The organism is Pantoea sp. GABEPS69, from assembly GCF_045780835.1.
GTDB lineage: Bacteria > Pseudomonadota > Gammaproteobacteria > Enterobacterales > Enterobacteriaceae > Pantoea > Pantoea septica.
Window position 1 is genome coordinate 2,972,599 of the sequence record NZ_CP118618.1, and the last position, 18,055, is coordinate 2,990,653.

Here is an 18,055-nt window from a genome sequence, read left to right on the forward strand (position 1 = left end):
TTTGCGTCTGGCTCAGATGTGCCCGGTGTTGACGCGGCGGCCGATATCTTTGAGCTGGGAGTACTTTTCCAGCAGCTGCGGGCCGTCATCCAGGCTCATGGCGAACATCCACATATAGGTCATCACCGAATAGATATGGCCGGCGTCGCGAACGCCGTTTAGCGTCATGTAGAGAATGGTCATGGCGAACAGCAGCGCAGCCACGCACCCAATGGCCAGATATCCCATGGCTTCACGATCGGAAAGGCGGATACGCAAGCCGGCCAGCACGCCGTAATGCTTCGTCAGCGCAGGCGCTGTGGCGGTGCTGACAAAGCCCACCTCTTTTTCCAGCCGGTTATTCAGACGCACAAACAGCGCTTCGTTTTTACGCGTAAAGCCGGGCAGAAAGCCGCCAAAGAAAACCAGGATGGCGATGCAGGCGATGCCGGTCCAGAACTCAATAGTCAGCAGCATCACAGCGGCTCCCGTAATCGACGCGACGGAAGTGATAAGCACCGGCAGATGCTTCTCGAAAAAATCGACGAATTCGCGCGACAGCGTGACGCGCGCCGCAATAGTCGATGCGCCCTGATTTTCGCTGCGCTGCGTCAGGATCACCGGTACCGCCAGCTCGGCGTAAATACGGGCAAAAGTGCGGGTATCTACGCTGCGGCGCGCGGCGCCAATCGCCCACATGATAAATACCATGCCCGCATATAACATAGCGTGCAGCGCCCGTCCCGAAAGCATGGCGTTGATGGCAAATCCCGCCAGTAGCGGGTAGAGCAGATACATAACGTTCTCGGCAACGACCAGAAAAAATGTGAGCAGCAGCTTTTTACGATGCCGACGCCCCAACATTTTCAGGGTCTTGAGGGCGCTGCGAGCAGGCGCAGGCGGCGCTGGCGTTTTGAATATTTGCATGTTTAACTTCTGATTATGATGTGCTTGAGCGGTTGCTCAAGACTGAAGCGAGTCTATTTGAGCGCTTGCTCAAAGTCAATGCAGGGAAATATCGAACCTATGCCAGCAGAAAACCTTCGGACTAAAATCCTCGACGGAGCGATAGCGCTTTTTATCGATAAAGGCATCGATAACGTGACGACCCGGGAGCTTACCGAGCATGTCGGTATCTCACGTAGCCATATCTATCACTATTTCCGCGACTGGCGTTCGCTCAGGCTGGAGGCGGTTGAGCGTTTCATGCAGGCCGATCTTGATGCTTTTAAAGAGACTATCGCCGGTTTCGCGCCTGATGCCGCGCTTGATGCTTTTATTATCAGTTTGCCTGCCACCCAGGATGCGGACTGGCAGCTGTACAATGCGGTCTGGACGCAGGCCCAGCACGATCCGGCCTATGCCGATTTGGCCATGAGCAACATGAACAGATGGTTTAGCCTTTTAGAAAGACTGATTGAGACGGGCATTGGCCTGGGACTTTACCGGCAGGTCGATGTGGCGCGCACCGCCCGTATGATAGGCGGCGCGGTGAATGGCTATGCCGATATTCTTAGCGTAAACCCCACAGCAGCGGGCTTTCAGCAAGCGAAAGAGGATTTACGCTATTTGGTTAAGCAGCTTTTAAGCGTTGCTGAGTGAATAATGGGCATTCGCTGGGCAGTTACCGTTCTGCGCCCCTCTTCCCGAGGGGCTATGATTAATCAGAAGGTTACCCAGTCATTCTCAGCAGAGGTAGCGGATGCCGGCACCTTATGACTGGTTCTGTTGTCTGGCACTTTCTGATGCATCGCCGGCGTGGATGACGGCAGCCGAAAGACGGAAACAGTTTTTTCCAGCCCAAGCGCCTGCTCTTCAAGACTGCTGGCCGCAGCTGAAGACTCCTCCACCAGCGCCGCGTTCTGCTGTGTCGTAGTATCCATTTCCGTCATCGCCTGAGCAATCTGGGTAATGCCCCGGTTCTGCTCATCCGATGCCGCGGCGATCTCGCCCATGATATCCCTGACCTGCGAAACGGATCGGACGATGTCTTGCATCGTATCCCCGGCGCGATTAACCAGTTCAGTCCCGCCGTTGACCCGATCCAGCGATTCCCGGATTAACGTTTCAATCTCTTTTGCAGCCAGCGAACTCCGCTGCGCCAGGTTTCTTACCTCGCCGGCAACGACTGCAAATCCACGTCCCTGTTCACCCGCCCGCGCCGCCTCAACAGCCGCGTTCAGTGCGAGAATATTGGTCTGAAAGGCGATACCGTTTATTACGGCAATGATCTCGCCGATTTTTCCAGAACTCTGGCTGATGCCGCCCATCGTGGTAATGACATCCCTGATAATTTCCCCACCCCGCCCCGCATTATGCGAAGCCTCAGTGGCCAGCCGGCTGGCATGATGCGCGTTTTCGGCATTCTGTTTTACCGTCGAAGTCAGCTCTTCCATACTGGCTGCGGTCTCAACGACGGCTGCGGATTGCTGCTCTGTTCGCGATGACAAATCGATATTGCCTGCGGCAATCTCCGAGGATGCACGCGCCACGCCGTTTACGCCGTCACGCACGCGCGAAATGATGGTGCGAAGGCTCAGGTTCATGGTGTTGACGGCGGTCATCAGCTGGCCCAGTTCGTCAGAGCGTGTGCTGGCGATTTCCGACGTCAAATCGCCTTCCGCAATACGTTGCGCGGAAGAGAGGGTTTCTTTAAGGGGCCGGGTAATACTGCGGGTCATCTGCCATGCAACCAGAAGGCTAAGCACAATGCAGGCGATAGTGGTAAAACCAATCTGCCAGAGCGCCGTCTGAATATACCTGCCTGCCATTTCTGACTGATAAAGCGCCAAATCTGTCATCGTTTTATTCAGCGTAACTGCGGCCCCGGTCATCTCGTCTGAAGCCAGTTTTTCTAAATGTGCCTGCTGTAGATATTTTTGCAACAGACCGGGCATGACTGCGCTTTTCTGTTGTATGGCTGTCAATAACTCGCTGAGTAAAGCATCATCAGAGGTGCCAGCCGTTGCCATGAGCGACTGAATCTCATCAAGTTGTCTGATAAGGGTATTCAACAACGCTTCATCTGGCTTTGTCAGATAATCTCGTAATGTCAAAGAGAGAGAATCAATTTTCGATTTCAGGGCAAAAAGCGCCGCCGCTGTTTCAGATGGTACAAAAGAGACACGTGAGCTGAGCTGCTCTGCGAATGAAGGAAAGGCCATCGCGGTGAGTTCTGTTAACGCGCTGTCGGTGTTGTTCGTCGCGGCAAGAAAGCTCGCTCGTTTATCCTGATACTGTTTCAGATTTTGTTCGAGCCGAATGACTTTTGCCTCGCCTTCGGCAGACCATACGTGCTCTTCCAGATTATCTTTCAATACGGTCAGCTTATTCATCGCCATCCCGTTAAGCTCAAAATACCTTTTATCCCTGGTATATTGAAACAGCGTCCGATTGAGCCTGGCGTCACTAAGCGTATTGGCCATATTCACAATAATGTCACGTTTAGCCGAGTTTTCCTGAATGCTAAAAAAACAGCGGAACGCAAGCAGCGCAATGATGACAGAGGCGAAGATGACTAATGCAAAACCCAGCGTTAGTTTGCCGCCTATTTTTAAATTTGGGAAAATTTTCATGACTTTCATTGATGCAGCCCCTGTTTGGCAGTTTTCCCAGTGGCGAAAAGCCCTGCTGGATATCTGCTTTATCGGGAAAGCAGCCATAAAATTTATATTAATTTTGCGACATAGCTCATCCATCTGCATTAAAATTGACAACGATCACTTTTTTCTCGCTAAAAATAAGAGGCAGAACATTAAGGGATCTAACTATTTCCTGTGCAAAGATAACCATAAAAAGAAATAATGTGCGCCTACTCTTCGCTTCCCCAGACGTCAGAAACAGGAAATGAATAGAGTGAAAATGACAGGCCGTTTCGGCCCCGCAATCTTTTTTTTTACTCTTCGAATAGCAGAACAGGCGCCCTGTTCATTTGCAAACAAAGTATGCGCCGAAATATCGGCTTCAAGAGATTAAAACGTAGAAAGCCCTCTTCCGCCCTAAAGTAAATAATAAAAGTGACGTTAACTGTAATAGCCTCACCAGGGTAAGTTTAAAATTAAAAAGTACTTTGCCCTCTTACGTGAGGGCTTTACTCGTTGCTATGGCCGAAAGTTTAAACACAGCGCAGCTTCTGGAAAAAATAACCTCTGCACACTGAGGGTCGCTGTAGCGTAATACAGCGACCCGCCAGGGAATAACCGTACGTCGAGCCGCACTCTTTTCAACGAGGTGTCGCCATAGAGGGACGGCATATCGACAAACCCGCATCAGAGGCCGATTTCTTTTTTATATATTTTGAAGCATTCACGAAGGAGTGAAAGAAGAGAAAATGGCACCCCTACAGGATTGAATAATAAAACATATGTATATGTTATATAATGTTTTTTATGCATTAGATAATTCCACATACCCCCAAAAGTACCCCCAAATGTTTTTATGACCTCAAAGTCAGCCCATTTTTTGAACAGCGATTAATGACTGCGTCACACTTCTACTTTGACGCTGACCTAGATAGCTGATCCAGATGTTTTGATATGTCTTATAGATACTGAAAGATCTGGATCATCAAATAGGAAAGCGCATGATGAGCCTTAGGCCGCGCTTGCGTTATATATATGCAAAAACATGTAGTTCAGTTGGTTCAGTTGGTTCAATTTGTAAAGATTCTTGTTTTGTAAGGTTTATTTTGGAAAAAGTGAACCAACACAGCCCCCAATTGAACCAACAACGGGACAGTATGAACCAACAATTTTTCATGTCTTACACTGTCTTACGATGCTAAAATGCTCACTTCTCCCCTGATGCTGGTGACCTATGAGCAAATCCCTTTCCGTTACTTTCCGTGTACCAGCCGAACTAAGCGAAGCTTTTACTGATGCTGTTAGCGCTGCTGGTGGTGATAAAACAGCATGGCTGGTCGATGCTATTCGGCAGAAGATGAGCCTGCCAGAGACTAATCCTAACGCTCGCTTAATGTCGCTGGTGGAACGTATGGAAGTGGCCGCGGCTGCTCTTATCATCGGTAAGCAGGGTGTGCCGGGTTTGCCATACGATGAACAGGAGGTGATCCGCATCATTGCAGAGACTATCAATCAGGGCTTTGACAATGGTCGCATCATCGCAGAACGACTTAACGATGCAGGCTATCAGACGAAAGCTGGTAAGGCGTGGACTAAAGATATATATAGCGCATGGAAACGTCAGGCAGACCATAAAGCTAAAGTCGATGCGGCCATGCTCAGAAATTAGTAACCTGAACGGGTAGGCTTATTGATGTTGCATGGATGAAAAATGAAAAAACGCTTTTGGCTAGTTCCAGGTATTGTGTTTGTTACTGTGTTTTTTGGAATGAAAGCTTTATTGGGTGGTGGGTGTTCAGATGGCTGGCAGTCACCTTCAATTGGTATACAGGGAGCTTGCTCACACCATGGCGGCGTAGGAAGCGGAGGGGGAATATCGCTTATTTGTGCCTTAACTCTGGCTGGCTATAGCTTTTACAGATTAGACAAAACGGAAGCCGAGAAAAGCCGCAGGAATTATCAATTATCAAAGCAGAATGAATGGTTTAGGCTTGATCTAACTTCGGCACCATTCAATCCACAAGAACACTATTCAATTAAGGGAAATGTCCTCTCATATGCCTACCTTCCCAGCATTGACTCTGAGCCTGAATCTTTGACAGTGACAATTAGTGATACTGATACAACCAAAATAGAGAAGTTGGCGCGCGCTTTATCCTCACATAGCTACGCCCCGGATATGCTGGTCCTCGACGGTCTCAATGTTTCCCTAACGATGACTATCGGTGAGATAACATCCTTCCAGGCGCACCAGATTTCAGATATTAGTTCTTTGGGAAACGCTGCTATTTCTCTCAAAGAGACGCTGGATAAGCATTTATATCCTAACACTTGATATTTCTTCTTTCAGCCGGCTTTTGCCATTTAGCCCCTGACGCAGCCATCCTCTGCTGGTGGCGCTCTTTAGCCTGAAGTGCCTGAGCTTTTCCGTTCCTGATGGTGTACAGCGTATGCCTGTACAGTGGCTCACCGTCTTGGCGGGCAATATGTAGCAGCGTCATCTCAATCGGCTGTCGGTCAATCATTACCCCCTGCCTGTTTATAGGAAACGTCAGGCAAAATCTATGCTAAATGCGGCTAGTAGCATCAGAATTCAACTTTCACTCAGTTGAAAATAAAGCAGATAAGCGAGTTTAAATGTTTGCTTTAGGTTAGCGAGGTAACCGTACCTGTTGTATTAATGCCCAATCCCAGAACGTAATTTGAAGCAACTGAAAAAAATGCTGTAACCATGTAGTGAAGTGCGCCCATATAAACCCCCTTGCTTTGAAAATAAATTGGTAAACGAATTGCCATGTACATCAAGAAAACTGCCAGTGCAAACAGGGAGAGCACATACAACAGAGCGGGAGTTGAACCCACACCCACCACCGCTAACCTAAAGCAGGAGCATCTTAACCATCGCTTGGATCATTTGCAAAACCCTAAGCACTGATCATCTATCAGGATGGGCGAAGCGGTTCTTTCAGGGTAGCCTTAGATGACACACGGCAGAGGATGCGAAAATGGATAAGTTCGATAGACGGCTTCAGAATGAACTGCTGCAAATACTCTTCAATCTTTACCCAAACAGGATGACAAGCGAAGAATATAAAGAAGTGACCAATTTATTTCCTGATGATAACGCATTGATTTCTAACCTTCTTTACCTTGAAGGGCATGACCTTATTGAAAGTGGTCTGAGAGCTGGAGCAAACAATTATTCTATAAATACTGCCGGGCTAAAAATAACAGTCAAAGGCATCGACTTTATGCAAAAAGATGGCGGGCTAAGTGCAATTCTTAACGTCCAGACCATCAGATTCCACCGCGATGCTGTTGTCGTACTTGAAGACCTTATTACCCTATCAGGCATGAACGATGCAGATAAAGAAAAGGCGAAGTCTAAACTATCTGAATTGACAACGGAGTCACTCAAAACGGTTGTTCAAACCATTACTACAGCAGGCCTCGCTGTTCTGATGAAGTAAGCACCAGATAACAAGAAACCCGCCGAAGCGGGTTAAGTGTATGGGATGATTCTTTTAATTTTGTAGTGGTAGCTCTCACCAGCATCTTTGAAAAGGTGACTGCTCCCAACTGCCAGGCGCTGCTTGAGAATATGCAATTCACCTGCAGCAAACTCGCCGTCGATCCAATCTAGTCCAGCTATGATCTCAGAGCTTTCATATAAAGAGAATTTGTATTCTCTTGCATCTCTTGAGCTGTATACCCCACCAAAACCAAAGCGTTCTCCAGTCTCATCGATAATCTTGCTGCCGGTCAACGTAACATCAAGCCACAGTTTATCTAAGGGGAATGGTGCATATTCCAGTTCGATCCGATACTTCATAACGCCCTCCTTCGCTAATCCTCAAGAAATGCTATCACGAGAAGAAAACAGGTTAATGCTAAACAAAAATAGTGACGCAGCCCATTGTTTAGAAGGCATGTCATGAATGCCAAAGCATAAGCACTGATCATTTGTCAGGATAGGCCAAAATATGAGGCCAGGGTAGGCTGATAAAAACAGCAGAGGACGCAGTTATGTTAGTGAATTTCGACCCGTTGAAATTAGAGGAAGAGCATGCCAGGTCGCATCCATGGGGCAAGACCGAATATGAGGAGAGAGCAGGCCAATACTCCAATTTCATCACAAATCCTGAGCTAATTACGACGATGCTTGAGGATTTTAACCCTCACGAAGATAAGCAAGCCGTTCAAACATTTTACGACTTCCTGCGCTGGATAAATGGGCCAGATTCCCAGCTTGAAACGAATGACTGCGCTCTGCGTGAAGGGGTGATTAAGAATCCTGACGCTCTTTTCAAATTCAGCCATAAGATAGACGGGCGTGTCGAAATTCTTCTCCGGCAGCACGAGGTAAATTGCCTTGCGCAAGCTGTCACATGGCTTTTCAGGATGCTATCGCTTTATCTGCAGGTAGAACGGCCCGACTTCTTCGATGCCCTTATCGACCTGGAGAGTGCGCCTACTGATTTTGTCCTGCTTCCTGGCGATGAGAACTCCGGACATCGAATCAGGATTACCTTCAATGCCTATGGTAACGGGGAAGTTGAAGTTTGGGCTTGCCTTGCAACCGTATTCCAAAGTATCTGGAATGCCACCAAAAGGCTGAATAGTGCGCTCTCCGAAGGGAATAATCTCACATTCCCGTAAAGGAAGTTCTGCCAAGAGTGTTTTTATCTTCATCTTGCCTCGATAGGCGGTTCAAGCCGCCTTTGCCAGTTTACGAGCTTTCCGTGCGAAATAGTCATCAGAAACTTTATCGTACTCGTCGCGCGTGAAGCCTTTCTGGTCAGGGTACTTGGCTGCCAGCAGCATGGTGAACTCAGTCATGGTTATTAGTTAGAAACCTTCAGCTTCAGCAATCTCTTCAGCCACCTGCTCCAGTGGCTTGCCAAATACCTCGACGCTCCATTGGTCAGTCGCCGCTCTGTAACCAACATGATCAAAGGTGCCATCCTCGCGCACATAGTCCGCTCTGACGGGTGGCTGTGGCCCGTCAATGGATTTGCTGCCTTTATCTCTAGCTACCTTCTCCAGCGCAGCCAGGCGAGCTTTAATGTTCATCGTTACCGCCCATTAGCAACACTCTCAGTTCTGGTGACTGCGGGAAGTTATGCCCGCGCAGTGACAGGCGCTCTATGGCCCTCTCATACACTCCTGCAGGGGCATTGCCTGCTAACTCATCCATCAGGGCTGAAATCACCTGTGTATCGCCATCCTTGGGCGTCATGGTCTTTTCCAGCCGGTTCAGTCGCGCCAGCAGGCTACCCATGATGATCCCACTGCAGGATAAGCTGATTATGTCGCTGTGCTTCTTCAGCTGTGGCGTTGCGGAAAAGCCCTTCATCCTTGACCCAGCCGCCCCTACACTCGCGTGAACCGTCAGGGCTAACACCGATTAACCATATTTCATCAGGGCCGCCGCTGTTGGTCTGGGCGCTGCTGGTGGCTTCCAGTGCTTCAATTCGTCTTAACAGGCTCATTGTCCGCTCTCCTGTGCTTTCTCCAGCTCAGCTACACGCTCAGCCAGTTCTGTAATTTCGATAATCTTCGCCATGTTCGCCAGGCCATCCAGAATCATTTTCCCTTGGTCGGCCGGCAGTTCTCCCGCGGCTATCGCCTTAATTACCGAACGGGCTGCTGCAGGTAAATCGCTGTCGTCCAGCTCAAACGAAACAGGCTGATAAACCGGCTTACTCGGCGGGACAACTCTGTCCAGGATGAGGCGACAAGCAGCCATATCGCCTTCTTTAGCCGCGTCCATGATGGTTTTCACAGCATCATCAGCGCCACCTTCCAGCACACGCCTCAGTTCAGCTGCTTTGCTGCTGCGCCCACCGGGATTACCCGATGCGCCTTTCTTCCATTTGCCGCCTTTATCACGGCTGGCCTGTTCTTTCGTGCTGTCAGGCATCTGTCTGCCACCTTTCGCTATTTCTCATACCCGTTTCACCTTGACCAAACTCAACATGATCGCGTCCCTGCGACCGTTCAATTACTTCCTAATCCGCTTTTGAAGAAAGCCCCCATCACGCGTGCTTTGCTCCCGCGCGACTTTCAGGGCAACTATTTCCATTTGCTGGGCCATTTGCTTCTGTGTGGCTTCATCAATACCGTTAGTGGTAGTGATGTTGAAATTGACTTCCAGGCTCACACCACCACTACCATTAGCGTTGCCAATATCCTTATTGCTGATAACAGAGCCGTTATCACCCGGGATCATGTACTGGCTGCCGTTAGACGCCTTGAAGATTTCGGGCTTACCGCCTTCACCTACCCGGTACATTGAGTTAGCCAGAACAGGCCCGCCATGCTCACGGGCTCCAGCTACTGCCAGCCCTTTGGAAGCCATCAATGCGGTTGAGTAGGCCGTTGTGCCAACAGTTGAGGCTGTACCCATAGTGGCGATAGAGGCGCTCACAGCTGCTGGTCCCCACATGCCCGCAGCGGCAGTAGCCTGAGTTGCTGTTGCTCCAAGTGCCGCTGATGCCGCCACCTGCCCCATAACCATGTTTTTCACATACTGTAGGCCCATCTCCACCAGCCCACTCACAACGCTGTTGAGGATCGTGCTTCCGATGTTGGCGAATGCTTCACTAAGGCTCTGAGTGCCATTCAGAAGGCCGGTAATGGCATTTGTCGCGCCACCTTGAAGAGAATCAACCGCGTCAGCCAGCAGGCTGTTAGCGGCGCTCTGGTTGCGGTATATCTCCCACTGAGCAGCGATGCGCTGTTGCTCATACTGCGTGTTAGCAGCATTCATCAATGCCAGACCATTGAGGGTGATTTGCCCCTTAGCGGTTTCGAACTCCTGTATTAATGCGAGCTTTTTGGCGTTCTCATTAGCCATTGCCTGAACAGGATCGATAGCGCCTTGTGCTTCCTGCAGTGGGGTAACTCCGACGTTCTGCGTGGCCCTTATTCGGGCTAAATTTACCTGGTGCTGTTGCTCCATCTGCTCGGCAGCCGTGTCGTGCTGCTTCTGTGTGATGGTCTTTTGTTCCAGGGCGGTTTTGAGATCGGCAACATCTTGTTTGTATCGAGTGTTCTCTGCCTGCTCCGGGATTAGCTTCATAGCCGCTGCCTGAGCGCGTATTGCGGCGGCTTTATCCCACGCTGCGCCAGCATCCTTCTCTACCTGCGCTATTTGAGCTGGTGTAGGGTTTACCAGTTTCTGACGTGCCTGAAGAACTGCCTGAGCACGGGATAGTCCATCAACCGAATCAGCAGAAAGCTCGGCCTTTTGCCGATACTGTTCCAGTACCTGAGCATTACGGGATGCCTGGCCGGCTGATTTCTTCTGCTCAGAGTTAAGCTTCTTCGTCGCTTCTAAATTTTTATAAGTGGCGGCCGCATCATCTTCCATCTTTTTGGCGTGAGGGTCGTCTTTAGCAAATCCTGCATCTTCAGCAGCATATTGGGCTGCGAGTCGGGCGCGAGCTTCTCCCTGAAGTTTTGACAGCGAGAGGTTTCGTTCTGCCTGCTTTAACAGGTTTTTCTGCCCGTCAGTTAGGTTGTCAGTGGTGCGCTTGAGGCTATCCATGTTTAATTTAGCGTTGGTAGCTTCTACAGCTAATCCTACTAACGTCTTAGACAGACTGGTGATTTGTTCCTGTCCCTCCTTGCTAGATGAGGTCATATTTTGCAGGCGAATAGCTAAGGTAGTTAATGCCTGTGGAGAAGGGTTTTTACTTAGGTCATTCAGCTGTTTTGCCAGTTCAAAAGCAGCTTGATCAGTAATACCCAGCCGGGAAGATAATGCCCCAACGGTGTTTGTAAATGTTGAGATAGTCGCTTCGTTCGCAATGCTGCTTTTGCTTATCTCATTGAACGCATCGGTGAAGTTATTGGTTTTGACTTCAGCGGCGTCAAGGATAGTGCTAAGCAACTTAACACTGACTGTGCCGCCAGACAGTGCGGCTTTAGCTGTATCGCCAAAGGAGAAAAACTCGCTGGTGGTATCAGATATAGTCTTTGAAACCTTCGTCATTGCCTGGTTGTATTCCAGCAGCACCTGATTTCTCATCAGCGTGGCAACTTCTGCGTTTACCCTGGCAAGATTTGCATACTTATCTGACAGCGCGGCTACCCCATTTTGTGAAATGGTGATCACCTTATCCATTGCGTCTGCTGCTTCTCGGAGAGCATCCATTGCGTTTTTACCGCCGTTTAAAGCGGTAATTAACGTGCCTGCGATTACTGTACCCAAAGCAATCACCGCGCCCACAATGGCACCACCTGGGCCAAATGCTCCCGCCAATTGAGAACCTTGCTGACTGAAAGCGACCAGTGCAGATTGTCCGCCCTGAACCTGTACGATGAAATCCTGAATCTGATAACCGGCTTGCTGGAACTGGCTGCGGAAAGCGCCTCCTGCTTTAGTGGCTTGGTTGACCGCTGTGGCAGTGGTTTTGGCCTGTGTCTCAAGCGTTTTGATTCCACCTGCGGAGTTCTTGGCATTGTCACTTAGTGCCTTCAGCTCTCGCTTGAGTTGCTGATTTGCTTCAAGGGCCTTCTCCAGATCAATATCAACTTCGTAATAGACGCCCCCTAATTTGGTATCAGCCATTCATCCCCCTTAATGATTGACGCGGGGCGTGGCTTTAACCAGCGCTATGCGATGCATATGTTCGATTACGTTCAGGCCGTGGTCTGTTACCCGGTACTCTCTGCCGTCCAGAGAAATCATCTCCATTAGCATTGAGTATGCCTCCTGTTCATAATCGGCCTTGCCGCTATTTCGGGCAGCATAAACGCAGTTATCCACCAGCCCGGACGCCAGTAAATCACGGCGAATTTCACCTGTTTTTCCGTCATGCGAAAACTGAGTATTCCCATGCTCTCGGAGCCGATTACGAAGGTAAGCGTCCGCAACAGCTTCGGCCAGGCGTTGTAATTGTTCCATTACGCCTCCTGAGCAAGTTGAGCCAATGCCTTATCCATCAGGCCGCGAGCGATAACGTGAATTGTTGGGGCAACACCTAGAGGGGATTTTGCTCGCTCTTTTTCCTGTAATTTACGGAGTTCTTCATACTGTTCGACTTTAATGAGGACTGTTTTTACTGTGCACTTTTGCATAACCACCTCCTGATAAATATACAGTGATTATAATTGCAAAAAGTGAAACGATCTCTATTTATATGCCGATTTATGAAATGATGATTGGATCGTTTTGATCGAATATTTTGCTCATAAAAAACCTCGCCGGAGCGAGGTGTGGTTACAAAATTTTATAAGCGTTTATATAGCAATATAGAGGAAAGGTTTATAACGAGCTTTTCTTAGCTTCTTCAATTTCTGCGTTGCAAGCATCTATGTTGTCAAAGTCATACTGAAGGAAAACATATCCCTCGCTAGAGCCATTGGCTCTTGCTTCCATAGATACTGATGCAAGCTTGTTTTTAAGAGGTGTTGCGGGAGATCCTCCCCATTGGGCTGAGAGGAAACGTTCCTTTTTGTTCAGCGCCATCATCCAGTCTTGAGGTTCTTTCCAGATTGAGCCTGAAAGTAAAAAATCGGTACTTTTAGGTTTGCCATAGATTGAAGATAGAGAATCTAAGAGCTCTTTGAATTTTGATTGGAGCGCAAGTCCATAGCTGTCTGTATCAATGTTTTTACCTAACGCTCTAATTTGGCATAGGCCAGATTTTGGAGAAATGAGTAGACCAAAACCCTCAAATTCAGCGTTCTTTTTCGGTGGCGATTTTATCGTGTAGAGATTCGGCACGCCCTCATAAGGCTTAAGCTCTTCACCGGTCATATCTTCGATATTCTTTTTGCTTAAACCTGACTCCAGGCCAAATGGCCCATCTCCCGGCGGAAGCAATGGCTGGCTATTGCTAGCCTGGGCTGGCTTCTCGATTTGCTTTGCTTCAGCAACGTTGCTCTGCTTCAAATCAGATGGCATAGCGTTAGCAAGTCCATACTTGGCTGACAAATATCGTTGTTGAAGCATCGCCATGGTTTGCTCCTGAGTTGCGATTGCTGCTAGTTTCATCGCAAGAACCAGGCCACCGCTATATTGGTTGGCTTCTGCTTTAGCCTGAGAAATCTGAGCATTTAACGCATCTATTTCGCTCTTAACTGACTCAGCCGCCACCTCATCCGGCTTTGTTCCGGGTACATCCATTGTTATTTTTGCGCCTGACTCAATACCATCAATTCGCTGCTTAATCAGCGCCTGGTTTGTTTTGAGAATCTCAACTCTGGCGCTGATTAAAGTCTTGATCAGCCCGCCAGAGTAGTTCTGATTGGCGGCATTCGCAGATGAAATCTCACTTTCTGTTTGTGATAATTCCACCTTGAGTTGTTCTACTTTTTGTTTCTCTTCCGGAGAAAGCTCTTTTGGACCACATCCTGTCAAAATGAACACAGATATAAAACATGCCAGAATAGACTTTTTCATTTCCTTGCCCCCTAGAAAAAAGCCACCCGAAGGTGGCTTGCTATCAGATGTGGTTTTCACATCCCATCTGTGATTTGTCGATAATTTGCGTACCCTCAACACGGAAACCGTATGTGCCGAAGAGGAAGGCGTGGTTTAACTGGTAGATAACCACATCGCTCAAGCCAACTGCACACTTATCTTTCTCAATAGCGTGATCCATAGCCGTTTTAACGTTCGGAATACCTAAAGGGAAAATTACGATTGGCGCTTTATCTTCGCCGGTCACGCGAGCACCTTTCTCAAACTTAGCTGCGTTCAAGTTGTAGTTTTTGGTGCTTGCGACAGTCATATCAGCGACACGCACAGTACATCCTGAAAGTAACAACGCCCCAAGCGCCACTGCCAAAACCTTTTTCATTTTTTATATTTCCATTGATTGCAATCGGAAACATCCTATCAATAATTATTAACATTGCAATTGTTGTTACTTTCTTTGTTTTCCGACCTTCCTTGATTGATAACTCACTTCATCTTTCAACCTGAAGGCCTCACCGTCTGGTTTGGCTAACCCCATTCTGCGCTGTGTATCGACTGCGGCCTTGGTCACATCTCCAAAGGTGTCAATAAGCACAGTTAAGCGAACACGCTTCGCCAGACACTGATTGCGGCGGGATCTGAGTCACTCTCGGCCTGCTTCTGAGTCGCAATTGTCGAACACCTCCAGCCAGCGAGAAGCTGCCCTGCTGTAGAGGCCTTTCGCCTCAAGTTCTTCAGCTATCTTGTCATTCACCATCTGTACCGTCTTGAAAAGCATGTTTTTCCGCTGAGGATGTTGGTTCAAAACAGCCCTTTGTTGGTTCAGTGTTGGTTCACTTTTAAATTTAAATTCCTTATAAATCAAAGGGGACGAGGAGTTGAACCAACTGAACTAACTGAACCAACACTAAAATCCTCACATGTGAGGCTTACTCTTCCTGAGCCTCATCCTCTGGCCGGTACTGGATTACATAGACGTTGTACTGACGTTTGTTAATCCGCGGAGACTTACGCTGGAATCCTCTGCCGCTGGTCGGTGGTGTCAGCATGCCGCTCTCTGCCAGCACCCGGGCGAACTGCTTGGGGTTGAATCCACTGGCTATCTCCTGCTCGAACGTTGCCGGGAAGGTGTAAAAGACGATCGGATCATCGTCATGGTTGCCGCTGGCGCGATAGCCAGCCATATCGCGGATAGGAAGCGATTGAGGGTCATACGGGAAAGGGGCAAACCGGCTGTAGCCATTGGCGTTTAAAAACGCTTCACACTGGGCGATGATCTGCTGATGTTCTTTGTTGCCGGTACCAAACTCTCTCACCCAGGCGTTATAGCTGTGCTGAACGGCGTCGCGGCACGTCTGCTCGTCCCATCCAGTGATAACGCGGCCCAGCAGTAGCGCAGCCTCAAGAATGGCGAAGCGTGCGCCTACGCGATGAACCTGCTCGCCATATTCTGCCGGTATCAGACCGCGCCAGCGCGCCTCTGCCTCTCTGACTGTTTCAGTAGCCTGCTGTTGATTGCCGGCTAGCCATTTAATCCACTCCCGGCCTGCTACGCCGTGGTGATTCTGCCAGGCATCCTTCAGCGCGTCGGCGTGCTGCTTGCCGTTCTCGTGCTGGTGGAATCTCACAGCCTTACTCAGTGGGATATTCAGCAGCCTGACCAGTTGCCCGGCCTTCGCTTTACGGCCCGCCATAGCGATGAAGGTTTCTAAATCCATCTCGCCGGTGCTGATCGCCACTGTGCGCCAGCGCTTCAGGTCACGGTTACCGCCTTCTTTGGCTCCCTGCAGTTTCCCCACGCCGTTAAAGAGCGCATAGGCTGACTGTGAGACGCTAACCGGATCAGCGCCTTGCCCCACCTCATCCAGTGGCATCAGCGCATCATTATGGGCGGCAGCTTCGTTAGCCAGGCCTAACGCGGTGCCGTACCACGTCAGGCGCAGCTGGTCAGGATTACCGTAGAGGCTGCTGGCCACATTGGCGGTGGTGGTTTTACCGGCGCTTGATTGCTCGTAGAAGTGAATGCCGAAGCCATCAGCACCCGCCAGGCCAATCAGCGGGGCAGCCAGCGCCGCAGCAACGCCAGTCATCATTGAATAGTTACCGGCGGCCAGCGCTCCAACGCTTTGGCGCCAGCTTTCAGCGCTTCCCCTGCAGGTGTAACCGGCTGCGGCAGAACTGCGGCCATTGAACAGTACCGGCTTATCAGGCGCACCGATGATCTCCCCGTCAGGCATGATATAAGCGCCGCACTGCCACCCTGTAGCGTGCGCCACTCTCCAGACCTCCTTTGACCCGTTCCGCTGTAGCCAGTCCGCCAGAATTGCTCTCAGGCCGCTTTTGGTGGTCACGTTCACGCCACCAGCCTTGAGCGTTCTCCATCCTTCTCGCTCGCCAATGTCAGCCAGCGGGATAGCCTGAGTGGTTTCACTCTCTGAACCCCACGCCTGCCAGCGGAGGATGAGAAACTGGTCTTTGTCATCGCGACCGGTGCCGACTACCTGCAGAGGGGAGCACAGCCAGCTTTCACGGTTAATGATTTCTCCTGTCTGCTTATCGGTGTTTGGCTCAACCCAGTACACGCCATCCTGACGGCTTTCAATCCGGGGCTTTAGCGCGTCGCGATCCGGCGCTGTTGCTTTGCCACCTTCAATCACTTCCAGTTGAGCGCCCATGCTTTCCCCCTGCGGTTGGTACAGTGATTCGTTAAATGCTGCTGCGGTGCTCTCAAGGCCATTCTGCTGGCGGTAATCATCCCAGTCGGCCTTATAGCTGGTGGGCGGTAATGAAACCGAACCATTGATAGCCTCGGCAGCTTTATCAGCGAATATCTTCCCGCTGTTCACTTTTGGTTTGCCGCGGTCATCAAGCTCGCCAGGCTCATGCCAGTCGTTATCGCCGGCAATGACGATTGCGGCGTTCGGGTACTGCTGACGCATAGCTTTCGCAACAGATGGCAGATTGCCGGCATCAAGAGCTACGACAGCGAGCGCTGCAGGGCGTATCAGGTGAGCTGTGAGCGTTGTGGCAAGCCCTTCAGCGATGATAATTTCCTTCACTTCCTGCGGCTGATTAACAAGGTGCCACGCTCCGCGCTTGGCTGAGCCAAAGAGCACCTTCTTTTCACCTTGTGGCGTGATGGTCTGTGCTGCGGCCACATCGTCGGACTCATCCACCAGCGGAAGAAGAATTGATCCATCGGGCAGGCATGGCAGAGCGAAGCCATCAAGTCCTTTGGCAATCAGGTATTCGCTTTCGCCTGGCATGGTTTGTCCTGCGAGCCTCTGGTAGTGGCCCACAAAGTTTTCACGGCGCTGTTCTGCTTCTATTGCCTCTTTCTTCTGACGATCCTGCTCATGCTGGTGGCGCTGTTCATCAAGCTGCCGCCTTCTCTGGCTGGCTGCTTTCTGGTCAATTTCAGTCACCCGGTAATCAATACCCAGTACATCAGCCGCCATGCGGGCGGCCTCAGTAGTACCGCACTGATTAACTTTTTGGATGAGGTCTAAACCATCACCCGCGCCGCACTGGTTGCAGAAGAAGCTGCCGCGCCCTTTATCATCAAAGCGAAAGCGATCTTTACCGCCACAGGCCGGGCATGGCGCGTGCTGGCGGGGTGAGCGTGGCACATCAATCCCCAGCTGGCTGAGCACCATCGGCCAGCGGTCAGCTGCGGCGCTGGTTGTCTCACGGATCAGGTCGTAATTACGCATGGAAGCTCACCTCCCCTTTTGAAAGAGAGGCGCTCATGTCGTTAATCATGCTCTGCCAGATGCTTTCCCCTCGCTCGCTCAGTCCGCTGCCCTCTATGCAGAGGGTCAACAGATTGACAGCCAGCGCTTCCCAGTGTGGATATTCCCGTTTCAATGCCTCCAGCAGATAACTGTCCACCAGCAACCTGATGCCTGCTGATCCATCCACAATGGCAACCTCAATCCTCTGCCCGCTGATTTCCATCGGGAACCAGTCGCCCCTGTTCAGCTGCCTGACATGGTTATAAATGGCCACTGAATACTGGTTGGCCAACGCATTAAGTCGGAAGTTTTTAGTGATTAGCGTCATG

Annotated in this window: 20 protein-coding genes and 2 pseudogenes; 5 read left to right on the plus strand and 17 right to left on the minus strand. The window is 50.1% G+C overall.

Annotated elements, in window-relative coordinates; translation table 11 throughout:
* Positions 1 to 12: 12 nt before the first annotated feature.
* Positions 13 to 906 carry an ABC transporter six-transmembrane domain-containing protein gene (locus PVE98_RS14560; protein ID WP_096072728.1) on the minus strand — a complete coding sequence of 298 codons (894 nt, stop codon included), beginning with the start codon at positions 904 to 906 and terminating at the stop codon, positions 13 to 15.
* 99 nt (positions 907 to 1,005) lie between these two features.
* On the opposite strand from PVE98_RS14560, the gene PVE98_RS14565 reads away from it, so the two are divergent.
* Positions 1,006 to 1,581 carry a TetR/AcrR family transcriptional regulator gene (locus tag PVE98_RS14565; RefSeq protein WP_096072727.1) on the plus strand — a complete coding sequence of 192 codons (576 nt, stop codon included), beginning with the start codon at positions 1,006 to 1,008 and terminating at the stop codon, positions 1,579 to 1,581.
* Between the two features lie 62 nt (positions 1,582 to 1,643).
* Here PVE98_RS14565 and PVE98_RS14570 read toward each other — a convergent pair whose 3' ends face one another.
* A complete protein-coding gene (locus PVE98_RS14570) occupies positions 1,644 to 3,563 on the minus strand; it encodes a methyl-accepting chemotaxis protein (protein ID WP_096072726.1) in 1,920 nt (639 codons plus the stop codon).
* A gap of 1,231 nt (positions 3,564 to 4,794) precedes the next feature.
* Here PVE98_RS14570 and PVE98_RS14575 point away from each other — a divergent pair.
* Entirely contained in the window at positions 4,795 to 5,229 is a 435-nt protein-coding gene (locus tag PVE98_RS14575) for a hypothetical protein (protein WP_084882845.1), read from the plus strand.
* A gap of 42 nt (positions 5,230 to 5,271) precedes the next feature.
* Complete coding sequence (locus PVE98_RS14580) at positions 5,272 to 5,895, plus strand: hypothetical protein (protein WP_333620545.1); 624 nt, start codon at positions 5,272 to 5,274, stop codon at positions 5,893 to 5,895.
* A gap of 311 nt (positions 5,896 to 6,206) precedes the next feature.
* On the opposite strand, the gene PVE98_RS14585 is transcribed toward PVE98_RS14580, so the two are convergent.
* Complete coding sequence (locus tag PVE98_RS14585; protein ID WP_407568516.1) at positions 6,207 to 6,422, minus strand: hypothetical protein; 216 nt, start codon at positions 6,420 to 6,422, stop codon at positions 6,207 to 6,209.
* A 143-nt stretch (positions 6,423 to 6,565) separates the two neighbouring features.
* On the opposite strand from PVE98_RS14585, the gene PVE98_RS14590 reads away from it, so the two are divergent.
* Positions 6,566 to 7,030 (plus strand): hypothetical protein, encoded by a 465-nt coding sequence (locus PVE98_RS14590; protein WP_333620546.1) that lies wholly within the window; start codon positions 6,566 to 6,568, stop codon positions 7,028 to 7,030.
* A 32-nt stretch (positions 7,031 to 7,062) separates the two neighbouring features.
* On the opposite strand, the gene PVE98_RS14595 is transcribed toward PVE98_RS14590, so the two are convergent.
* Entirely contained in the window at positions 7,063 to 7,392 is a 330-nt protein-coding gene (locus PVE98_RS14595) for a hypothetical protein (RefSeq protein ID WP_333620547.1), read from the minus strand.
* 194 nt (positions 7,393 to 7,586) lie between these two features.
* Here PVE98_RS14595 and PVE98_RS14600 point away from each other — a divergent pair, with 194 nt between their 5' ends.
* Complete coding sequence (locus PVE98_RS14600) at positions 7,587 to 8,219, plus strand: hypothetical protein (protein ID WP_333620548.1); 633 nt, start codon at positions 7,587 to 7,589, stop codon at positions 8,217 to 8,219.
* A 51-nt stretch (positions 8,220 to 8,270) separates the two neighbouring features.
* Here PVE98_RS14600 and PVE98_RS14605 read toward each other — a convergent pair.
* The 13 genes and pseudogenes from PVE98_RS14605 to PVE98_RS14665 form a co-directional block, all read right to left on the minus strand.
* Positions 8,271 to 8,405, minus strand: a pseudogene (locus PVE98_RS14605) (DUF6246 family protein); the annotation flags it as partial.
* Between the two features lie 3 nt (positions 8,406 to 8,408).
* Entirely contained in the window at positions 8,409 to 8,633 is a 225-nt protein-coding gene (locus PVE98_RS14610) for a hypothetical protein (RefSeq protein ID WP_333620549.1), read from the minus strand.
* A complete protein-coding gene (locus PVE98_RS14615; RefSeq protein WP_143807592.1) occupies positions 8,623 to 8,841 on the minus strand; it encodes a hypothetical protein in 219 nt (72 codons plus the stop codon). Before PVE98_RS14615 ends, PVE98_RS14610 begins: the two co-directional genes overlap by 11 nt.
* Positions 8,834 to 9,052: a hypothetical protein gene (locus PVE98_RS14620; protein ID WP_143807591.1), complete on the minus strand. Its 219-nt coding sequence runs from the start codon at positions 9,050 to 9,052 to the stop codon at positions 8,834 to 8,836. Before PVE98_RS14620 ends, PVE98_RS14615 begins: the two co-directional genes overlap by 8 nt.
* On the minus strand, positions 9,049 to 9,483 hold the full coding sequence (locus tag PVE98_RS14625) for a hypothetical protein (RefSeq protein ID WP_084882809.1): 435 nt from the start codon (positions 9,481 to 9,483) through the stop codon (positions 9,049 to 9,051). The genes PVE98_RS14620 and PVE98_RS14625 overlap by 4 nt, the downstream gene beginning before the upstream one ends.
* 81 nt (positions 9,484 to 9,564) lie before the next feature.
* Positions 9,565 to 12,138 carry a tail protein (tape measure) gene (locus PVE98_RS14630; RefSeq protein WP_333620550.1) on the minus strand — a complete coding sequence of 858 codons (2,574 nt, stop codon included), beginning with the start codon at positions 12,136 to 12,138 and terminating at the stop codon, positions 9,565 to 9,567.
* A 9-nt stretch (positions 12,139 to 12,147) separates the two neighbouring features.
* Complete coding sequence (locus PVE98_RS14635) at positions 12,148 to 12,474, minus strand: hypothetical protein (RefSeq protein WP_084882802.1); 327 nt, start codon at positions 12,472 to 12,474, stop codon at positions 12,148 to 12,150.
* Entirely contained in the window at positions 12,474 to 12,647 is a 174-nt protein-coding gene (locus PVE98_RS14640; protein WP_167626699.1) for a hypothetical protein, read from the minus strand. Before PVE98_RS14640 ends, PVE98_RS14635 begins: the two co-directional genes overlap by 1 nt.
* Positions 12,648 to 12,834: 187 nt before the next feature.
* Entirely contained in the window at positions 12,835 to 13,974 is a 1,140-nt protein-coding gene (locus tag PVE98_RS14645; RefSeq protein WP_084882798.1) for a hypothetical protein, read from the minus strand.
* A 43-nt stretch (positions 13,975 to 14,017) separates the two neighbouring features.
* A complete protein-coding gene (locus tag PVE98_RS14650; RefSeq protein WP_033752613.1) occupies positions 14,018 to 14,374 on the minus strand; it encodes a hypothetical protein in 357 nt (118 codons plus the stop codon).
* Positions 14,375 to 14,440: 66 nt separating this feature from the next.
* A pseudogene (locus PVE98_RS14655) lies at positions 14,441 to 14,770 on the minus strand (PerC family transcriptional regulator).
* A 151-nt stretch (positions 14,771 to 14,921) separates the two neighbouring features.
* Positions 14,922 to 17,705: a DUF927 domain-containing protein gene (locus PVE98_RS14660; RefSeq protein ID WP_333620551.1), complete on the minus strand. Its 2,784-nt coding sequence runs from the start codon at positions 17,703 to 17,705 to the stop codon at positions 14,922 to 14,924.
* Positions 17,698 to 18,054, minus strand: coding sequence for a hypothetical protein (locus PVE98_RS14665; RefSeq protein WP_333620552.1), 357 nt, complete (start codon positions 18,052 to 18,054; stop codon positions 17,698 to 17,700). The genes PVE98_RS14660 and PVE98_RS14665 overlap by 8 nt, the downstream gene beginning before the upstream one ends.
* Between the last annotated feature and the right edge of the window lies 1 nt (position 18,055).